This is a genomic window from Brucella sp. HL-2 (assembly GCF_025846885.2).
GTDB lineage: Bacteria > Pseudomonadota > Alphaproteobacteria > Rhizobiales > Rhizobiaceae > Brucella > Brucella quorumnocens.
Genome location: NZ_JAOYTK010000002.1, coordinates 552,745 through 561,609 on the forward strand (window position 1 = coordinate 552,745; position 8,865 = coordinate 561,609).

An 8,865-nucleotide genomic window follows, 5' to 3' on the forward strand; every position below is an offset into this window, starting at 1 on the left:
ACACTGTTTCAAACGTCAAACTCCGAAAATCCACTAGATTCATAAACTTGCTAGTGGTCTTTATGATTCCGACATTTGTCCGACACCTGTATCCCAGGGATGCAAATGTCGGAATCAGGCCACTGCGGTATAATTACTTAAACTTGAATCAGTTTAAGGTAAAATTATGCCGTAAATATAGAGCGTTAGAGTGACCTTTGTGCGCCCAGGAGGGCGCACGGCGCTCTAGCCACCCACCAGCGCGCCGTGTGCAATCGGGTAAACCTTGCCCTGCCCTAGCATATAGGCGCGTAAGCTTGCATCGACAAACAACCCGCGAAACGCTCGGTCGAGCACGTTGAGCGCGCCTGTATAAGCACCGAATGCGGGCATAATAAGCCGATCGCCATCGCTTGCAAAACACGGACGTCGCACCGAGCGTCCGCGCCGAACAATCCGTGCTGCGGGATGAAGATGACCAGCCACCTCGCCTTGCGCCAGTGTCCGCGATGGCTCATGTCGGAAAGTAAGCGGCCCAACAGCAAGTTCTTCAACGCAATCACCGGGCAGGTCCGCCGGACGGTCGGGGTCATGGTTGCCAGTGATCCAGAACCACTCGCGATGTTCCATCAGTGATTTGAGCCGGATAGCATAAAGCGATGGCAGTCGTTCACTGGCCTTCGCATCATGAAAGCTGTCGCCGAGGCTGATTACCGTGCGGGGTTGATAGCGTGCTAAGACCGCTGCCAGCATGTCGAGTGTTGCTGCTGTATCATAAGGCGGAATGAGCTGTCCGCGTCGGGCAAAGGACGAGCCTTTTTCGAGGTGCAGATCAGAGACCACCAGCATGTGCAGATCCGGCAGAAAGAGCGCACCGCAGGGATCATAAATGGTCGCAACCCCGCGCACTTCCGCATGCGCCAGACTATAAGCTTCACCATTTCCCCAGACTGCTGTGTTCATCCTACCGCTTCTCTGATCAAGTCATCCGCCGCTTCTTCAAGCAGCAACTCATCGCCCTCACCTGCAACACGTTCCCGTCCGATTTCAAGCATGACGGGCAGCGCCAGCGGCGAAATGCGATCAAGCGGCTTGTGCAGAAGATGCCCCTTCACTCGCGCCAGCATGTCACCAAGACGCTTGATATCCAGAAGCCCGGTCGCAGCATCGGCGCGGGTTGCCTGTAGCAAAATATGGTCCGGTTCGTGGGTTCTCAACACATCATAGATCAGGTCGGTCGAGACCGTCACCTGACGGCCTGTTTTCTCCTGTCCCGGATGTCGTCGTTCGATAAGCCCCGAAATCACGGCACAATTGCGAAAGGTGCGCTTCAGAAGATAGCTTTCATCAAGCCATGCTTCGAGGTCGTCACCCAGCATATCCTCGTCAAACAGGCGTGTAAGATTGAGTTTGCCAGCGCTGATCATTGCTCCCATGTCTTTGAGGCCCCACAGCCCCAGCGAGTAATCGGTAGCAACAAACCCTAAAGGATGGGCGCCCATGCGCTCCAGACGACGCGTCAACAACATGCCGAGCGTTTGATGTGCGAGCCGTCCCTCGAAAGGATAGGCCACCATGTAAAAGCGCCCGCCTTTTGGAAAAGTCTCAATAAGCAACTCATCTGTGCGTGGCAGAACAGATTTGAATTGCTGCAGTTCCAGCCACTCCCGTACCTGTTCCGGCAGGAACTGCCAGCGCGAACGATCCGCCAGCATCGCGCGTACCTGCGAAGCGAGGTAGGTGGAAAGCGGGAATTTCCCGCCTGCATAAACCGGGATTTTCGCATCCTGTCCTGCGGCATTAGAAGCCATGCATTCATTCTCACGAATGCCCTCAAATCGCAGCACCTTGCCTGCAAAAAGAAATGTGTCGCCCGGTGTCAGCGTTTCGAGAAAATATTCCTCAATCCGCCCCAGAACGCGACCACCTCTTCCAACAGCACGGGCATTGGCACCCTTGCCACCACGTGTGAGGCGCACATTCAGTTCCGGTGCTTCAACAATCGTGCCAATGTTCAGACGATATTGCTGCGCAATGCGCGGATTGGAAACCCTCCATGTGTCATCAACAGTCTTGCGGATTTTGGCGAAGCGCTCGTAGGTTTTGAGCGCATAACCTCCGGTGGCCACAAAATCGAGAATACGATCAAAAATTTCTCGCGAAAGGTTCGAATATGGGGCCGCGCTCTGAATCTCTCTATAAAGCTGATCGGCGTTGAACGGCTCGGCGCAAGCCATGCCCAACACATGTTGCGCCAACACATCAAGCGCACCATCGATCAGCGGCGGCGTATCCTGCGCGCCAAGATAGTTGGCGTCGAGTGCTGCACGGCATTCCATCACTTCGAAACGATTGGCAGGCACCAGAATGGCGCGACTTGGCTCATCCATACGGTGGTTGGCGCGCCCGATACGCTGCGCAAGGCGGCTTGCCCCCTTTGGCGCACCAACATGAATGACCAGATCGACATCGCCCCAGTCGATACCAAGATCGAGCGTCGAGGTAGCAACCACGGCTCGTAAGGTGTTGGCTGCCATGGCCTGTTCCACTTTGCGGCGCTGGCTGGCATCGAGAGATCCATGATGAAGCGCAATCGGCAACGTATCCTCGTTGACGCGCCAGAGTTCCTGAAACAGCATTTCAGCCTGACTGCGCGTATTGACGAAGAGCAATGTCGTTCGGTGTGCGCGAACGGCCTCGTAGATATCCGGAATGGCATAGCGCGAAGAATGCCCCGCCCAGGGGACACGCTCTTCGGAATCAAGAATGGTGATTTCAGGCTTGGCACCGCCATGCACAGTCACAAGACCGGATTTTGGCTCTGTTCCATCTTGCTCCACCAACCAGCGGCGCAATTCGTCCGGCTGGGCCACCGTTGCCGAAAGACCAATGGTCTGCAGCTGCGGTTGCAGACGGCGCAGGCGCGCAAGGCCCAGCGCCAGCAAATGACCGCGCTTGGAAATGACTAGTGAATGCAGCTCATCGAGCACCACATAGCGCAGACCTTTGAAAAACTGCTCGGCCCCTTTGGATGCGATCAAGAGTGCAAGCTGTTCCGGCGTGGTGAGTAAAATGTCAGGCGGTGCCAGCTTCTGTCGCTGGCGCTTATGTGCAGGCGTATCGCCTGTCCGCGTCTCGATGGTGATGTCGAGACCCATTTCCTCAACCGGCACTGTCAGATTGCGATGAATATCGACAGCAAGTGCCTTGAGCGGCGAAATATAAAGCGTGTGAACACCACGCTTCGCCATACCCGGCTTTTTGCCGCCACTCCGCTCCAGATCAACCAATGCGGGCAGAAAACCAGCCAGCGTTTTACCTGCGCCAGTAGGGGCGATCAGCAACGTGGATTGCCCTTGTTCTGCACGCGAAAGCAGCTCCAACTGATGGGCGCGCGGCGACCAGCCCTTTTCCGCAAACCATTTCACAAAACGGTCTGGCAGATGGAAAGCTGCAGTCTCAGAAGTCGGGGTCAGGTTCAGCGTCACTCCCCCAATCTAATGCTCGCAACGCTTTCCGCCAAGATGTTTGTTCACTTTTGTTCTCTTTTTGTCAGCAGTCCGGTTTCTGTGCTCTTTCCAGGGAGAAGTGACTGACCTATCTAATCAATCATGCGTTTTGACGAGCTCTTGCGTTCCACACCAAAAGGCCTTTATTGCCCACCCGGCGATTTTTATATCGATCCGGTGCGTCCGGTAGACCGCGCGCTGATCACGCACGGGCATTCTGATCATGCGCGCGCCGGACATACTCATGTACTTGCGACGCAAGAAACACTCGACATCATGGCGATCCGCTATGGCGTCGATTTTGCAGACAGCACACAACCAGCTCTACTTGGTGAAACACTGACCATCAATGGTGTTCGGGTGAGCTTCCACGGTGCTGGCCATGTGCTTGGCTCTGCGCAAATTGCAGTCGAGAAAGATGGTACACGGATCGTCGCATCAGGCGATTATAAACGCGCCGCTGATCCAACCTGTGCGCCGTTTGAACCAATTGTCTGCGATGTTTTCATCACGGAGGCAACCTTTGCCCTTCCCGTTTTTCGTCATCCCGAAGCTTCACACGAAATCGCAACTTTGCTGAAGTCACTCGTTCAGTTTCCCGAGCGCGCACATCTTGTGGGCGCATATTCGCTCGGCAAAGCACAGCGGGTGATCAAGCTTATCCGCAATGCAGGCTATGATGAGCCGATTTATATTCACGGCGGCCTGCAAAAGCTCTGCGATTATTATCAATCGCAAGGCATTGAGCTTGGTCAGCTGGAACCTGCAACGCTTGAACGAGGCGAAGCCTCGCCCGACTTTGCAGGAAAAATCGTGGTCGGCCCGCCATCTGCTTTTTCTGACCGCTGGGCGCGGCGTTTTCCCGATCCGTTGCCTGCCTTCGCATCGGGCTGGATGCGTATCCGCCAGCGCGCAAAGCAACGCGGCGTAGAATTGCCGCTCATTATTTCTGATCATTGTGATTGGAACGAGCTGACGGCAACCATCAGCGAGATAAAGCCTGCAGAAGTCTGGGTCACACATGGGCGCGAAGAAGCCCTCGTTCGCTGGTGTGAATTACAAAGCATCCCCGCACGCCCCCTGCATCTGGTCGGCTATGAAGATGAGGGCGATTGATGCGCGCATTCGCTGAACTCCTTGATCGGCTTGTCCTCACACCACAGCGCAACGGCAAATTGCGGCTGCTGGTCGATTATTTTCGTACCACGCCCGATCCTGACCGTGGCTTAGCACTCGCAGCCATCACGCGTGATCTGGAACTGCAGAGTGTCAAACCCGCGATGCTGCGCGCATTGATAGCCGAGCGCAGCGATCCCACGCTTTTCGCCTATTCCTATGATTATGTTGGCGATCTTGCCGAAACTATTTCACTGATCTGGCCCGGTCCGAATGAAACGCCAGTGGGTGCCAATTTGCCGCTCAGTGTGGTCGTGCATGAATTGCGAAACGCCTCGCGCCGCGAGGGGCCGCTGCTTGTGGCAGGCTGGCTCGATCTGCTAGGCATTTCAGAACGATACGCGCTGCTTAAGCTTGTCACAGGTGGGTTGCGTATCGGTGTTTCTGCTCGTCTTGCCAAACAGGCGCTGGCGGATTTTGGCGGCGTGGAGGTCGTCGAAATTGAAGAACTCTGGCACGGACAGGCACCACCCTTTTCAGCGCTGTTCGCATGGCTTGAAGGTCATGGTTCAAAACCCGTAGCCACTACCGATGCGCCCTTCCGGCCAGTCATGCTCGCGACTGCCTTTGATGAATCTGAAATTCCAACGCTCGATCCATCTGACTATAGTGCCGAGTGGAAATGGGATGGCATTCGCGTTCAGGCGGTATCGGAAAATGGTGTTCGACGGCTTTATTCGCGCACTGGTGACGACATTTCAGGTGCTTTTCCAGATATACTCGAAGCCATGGATTTTGAAGGCTCGATTGATGGCGAGTTGCTCGTAGGGCATCACGGTGAAACTGGCATTGAAACTGCAACGTTTTCCGATTTGCAACAGAGACTAAACCGCAAGACCGTCTCAGCAAAGCAATTAAAGGAGTATCCCGCGTTCATACGCGTCTATGATCTTTTGCAGGAGGGCACGCAGCAAACAGGGGAAGACCTGCGTCCATTGCCTTTCTCTGAACGGCGCGCGCGACTTACGCGCTTCATTGAAAAGCTCGACAAGCATAGGTTCGATCTATCGCCCGTATTGCCGTTCAACAACTTCAGCGAACTGGCAAACCTGCGCCTGAACCCGCCTCACCCGGTGATTGAGGGCGTGATGCTGAAGCGCTATGACAGTGCCTATGTTACGGGACGTCCCAAAGGGCCGTGGTTCAAATGGAAACGCGATCCATTCACCGTGGACGCTGTGATTGTTTATGCCCAACGTGGGCATGGCAAACGATCGAGCTATTATTCCGACTTCACATTCGCCGTGTGGACCGGACCCGAAGACGAGCCTGTTCTGGTGCCAGTAGGAAAAGCCTATTTTGGCTTTACTGATGAGGAGTTAAAGCTTCTCGACAAGTTTGTTCGCGAAAACACGATTGAGCGTTTTGGTCCCGTTCGCTCAGTCCGCGCGGAACCAGATCATGGACTAGTGGTTGAAGTTGCTTTTGAAGGACTGAACCGTTCCACCCGACACAAGTCGGGCGTTGCCATGCGTTTTCCGCGCTTTTCACGTCTTCGCTGGGACAAGCCACCCCGCGAAGCGGATCGACTTGAAACATTGGAGAAACTGCTGAGCTGAGTATGCTTTTACTCAGCAGCCGTGGTGACGCGAATTGCAAAAATATCGACAGGCTTGCCTGCACCACTGAGATCAGAATTGATCGTAATCTTGCCTGCACGACCGGCGGACTGACCTGCCTGAAAATCCTGATCAAACAGGAAATCACTCACGGAATCACGCACGTCATAACGTCTGCGTCCGCAATCACCAAGACCTGCGAAATCACAATTAACCGACATCTGCGTTGGCTTGCCATCGTCACTGCGGGCAACAATGTCAAAGGTCGCCTTTTTGCCTATAAGCTGGTTCAGCACACCTTCGCCCACGTCAAATGTGACACTGTCATTAGGGCCCTTCGACAGAACCCGTGCGAAGCTGTTGGTGCCTTCGCGCATGATTTCGGCCGTTGCACTACCCTGCACTGACATGCGCGTTGCTTCGGTAGGCGTGAAAATATTGATCCATGTGCGTCCTTCCGGATCTTCACCTTCCTTAATCGGCGCCATGCGATTATCGGTCAAAAGCGGGCTGGAACCATTACCGCGCGTGAAATCCGCAAAGCTGTTGTAAAGCGAGAAGCCAATCAACCCCAGAATAACGATGACCATTACCGGGATGCCGACACTGATAAGTGGTGAGCGGCGCTTTTTCTTGCGATCTTTGCGAGAGACGCCCGCTTCGTAACCTAAATCGGCTGATCCACGCTTTTTCTTTTTCGAAGTCGAGCGGATATCTGCGTTATCAAGCGCAGGACCAGCTTCGTAAGCATCCTCGCCCAAAACAGGGTCGGACGAATCCGGTGCACCCAGCGACGGCTCTCGCTTGGCATTTGCTACAGAACCGGATTTAAACTCAGCCTCGATCTCTGAAATGGCATCTTTGATCTTCTGACGTCGCTGCTGCTTCTGATCTTCGCTAAGGGCAGCATTTGCCGTCAACGCGCGCTCGTGCGCACCCCAAGCCGCTTCATAAATGCGCTGACGAGTGGCCGGATTATGCGCGTCCGACTTTGCGAATGCATTTCTGATTGCGCGTTCGATACTTTCCAAAGGGCTGCTCTTCCTTGGTTGCGTCTGTTGGCTGGGTCCGTCGGGCACAGCCGGTTAAATGAGCCTCAGCGAAATTAACGTCTGAATCAAGGCATTTACCTGTTCTAGACCCATTTTGGCTACCCGCGAGAACTGTCAAAGATACCAAATATTAACTTTAAGCATGATTTTCCCCTGACCTTTAGCAAAACAGCCTTATGGCGAGCACTAATATTGCGCAGGACCTTCTCCAATTTTTCAGGTTGCTCTTGGCAAAAGCCGTGCTAGACATATTACGTTTACGGAAACGTCAATTTTTGGAGGATGAAATGGCATTGCCGGATATTTTGAAAAACAAGCTGCGCATTCCCGTGGTCGGAGCGCCACTGTTTATCATCTCCAATCCGGCTTTGGTGCTGGCGCAATGCAAGGCAGGCGTGGTCGGCTCATTTCCAGCGCTCAATGCGCGCCCTGAAGCGCAGCTTGACGAATGGTTGGCCGAAATCACCGAAGATCTCGCTGCCTACAATGCCGCAAACCCTGACCGCCCAGCCGCTCCGTTCGCGGTTAACCAGATCGTGCACCGCTCCAACAAGCGGCTCGAACATGACCTTGGTCTGTGTGTGAAATACAAAGTCCCTATCGTCATTTCCTCGTTGGGCGCTGTTCCTGAAGTCAATGCAGCTATCCATTCATACGGAGGGATAGTACTGCACGACGTCATCAACAACCGTCATGCCAACTCAGCGATCCGCAAAGGCGCAGACGGTCTCATTGCCGTTGCCGCAGGCGCTGGTGGTCACGCAGGGGCGCTTTCACCTTTTGCGCTCGTTCAAGAAATTCGCGAATGGTTTGATGGCCCCCTGCTCCTTTCTGGCGCGATTGCCAATGGTGGGGCAATTCTCGCAGCCCAAGCCATGGGCGCAGACCTTGCCTATATCGGCTCGCCATTCATTGCGACAACAGAAGCTCGCGCTTCTGACGATTACAAACAGATGATCGTCGAATCCAACGCTGCTGACATCGTCTATTCCAACTACTTTACTGGAATAGCGGGCAATTATCTCAAACCATCCATTGCTAAATCCGGCCTGGACCCTGATCACCTGCCGGAGGCTGATCCATCCAAGATGGACTTCGACAAAGCCCACCAGGAAGGCACGAAAGCATGGAAGGACATTTGGGGATGCGGACAAGGCATTGGTGCAATTAAGGAAATCGCACCCGCAGCGCAGATGGTTGGCCGACTGGCTCAGGAATATGAGCAGGCTCGCAACCGTATCTGTCGAAACGTATAATTGCCATCGTTAAGATAACAAAGCCTCCTGTAACGCATAATGGAGGCTTTGTTTCCAATTGGCCTGAACAAACGTGAAGAATATGCGTTTTGGAGCTTGCTTTCCTGCATGCTTTTGGTTATCAGCGCACCGTTCGGTCATATAAAGATCGATACTCCTTCGGGAATTTGGAACTATGGTTCCGGGCCGCTTTAGCTCAGTTGGTAGAGCACATCATTCGTAATGATGGGGTCAGCAGTTCGAGTCTGCTAAGCGGCACCATATTTCAAAGTGAAATCAATAGCTTATCATTTACCTCATCACTGATTTTTTCTGTGCACTATTTCGCGGAACC

General features: G+C 53.9%; 6 protein-coding genes and 1 tRNA gene. 4 read left to right on the forward strand and 3 right to left on the reverse strand.

Annotated elements, in window-relative coordinates; genetic code table 11:
* Positions 1-225 precede the first annotated feature (225 nt).
* Both pdeM and OIV19_RS05785 read right to left on the reverse strand, forming a co-directional pair.
* The gene (gene pdeM, locus OIV19_RS05780) at positions 226-942 is read right to left on the reverse strand and encodes a ligase-associated DNA damage response endonuclease PdeM (protein ID WP_264230949.1); all 717 of its coding nucleotides are present in this window, start codon (positions 940-942) and stop codon (positions 226-228) included.
* Positions 939-3,467 (reverse strand): ligase-associated DNA damage response DEXH box helicase, encoded by a 2,529-nt coding sequence (locus OIV19_RS05785; RefSeq protein WP_264230950.1) that lies wholly within the window; start codon positions 3,465-3,467, stop codon positions 939-941. Before OIV19_RS05785 ends, pdeM begins: the two co-directional genes overlap by 4 nt.
* A 123-nt stretch (positions 3,468-3,590) precedes the next feature.
* Here OIV19_RS05785 and OIV19_RS05790 point away from each other — a divergent pair, with 123 nt between their 5' ends.
* Both OIV19_RS05790 and OIV19_RS05795 read left to right on the forward strand, forming a co-directional pair.
* Positions 3,591-4,604 (forward strand): ligase-associated DNA damage response exonuclease, encoded by a 1,014-nt coding sequence (locus tag OIV19_RS05790; RefSeq protein ID WP_264230951.1) that lies wholly within the window; start codon positions 3,591-3,593, stop codon positions 4,602-4,604.
* The gene (locus OIV19_RS05795; RefSeq protein ID WP_264230952.1) at positions 4,604-6,223 is read left to right on the forward strand and encodes a cisplatin damage response ATP-dependent DNA ligase; all 1,620 of its coding nucleotides are present in this window, start codon (positions 4,604-4,606) and stop codon (positions 6,221-6,223) included. The genes OIV19_RS05790 and OIV19_RS05795 overlap by 1 nt, the downstream gene beginning before the upstream one ends.
* A gap of 8 nt (positions 6,224-6,231) precedes the next feature.
* Here OIV19_RS05795 and OIV19_RS05800 read toward each other — a convergent pair whose 3' ends face one another.
* Complete coding sequence (locus tag OIV19_RS05800; RefSeq protein ID WP_264230953.1) at positions 6,232-7,254, reverse strand: hypothetical protein; 1,023 nt, start codon at positions 7,252-7,254, stop codon at positions 6,232-6,234.
* Positions 7,255-7,562: 308 nt separating this feature from the next.
* On the opposite strand from OIV19_RS05800, the gene OIV19_RS05805 reads away from it, so the two are divergent.
* Both OIV19_RS05805 and OIV19_RS05810 read left to right on the forward strand, forming a co-directional pair.
* Positions 7,563-8,531 (forward strand): NAD(P)H-dependent flavin oxidoreductase, encoded by a 969-nt coding sequence (locus OIV19_RS05805; RefSeq protein WP_264230954.1) that lies wholly within the window; start codon positions 7,563-7,565, stop codon positions 8,529-8,531.
* Positions 8,532-8,716: 185 nt separating this feature from the next.
* Positions 8,717-8,792: transfer RNA gene (locus tag OIV19_RS05810), tRNA-Thr, on the forward strand.
* Positions 8,793-8,865 lie beyond the last annotated feature (73 nt).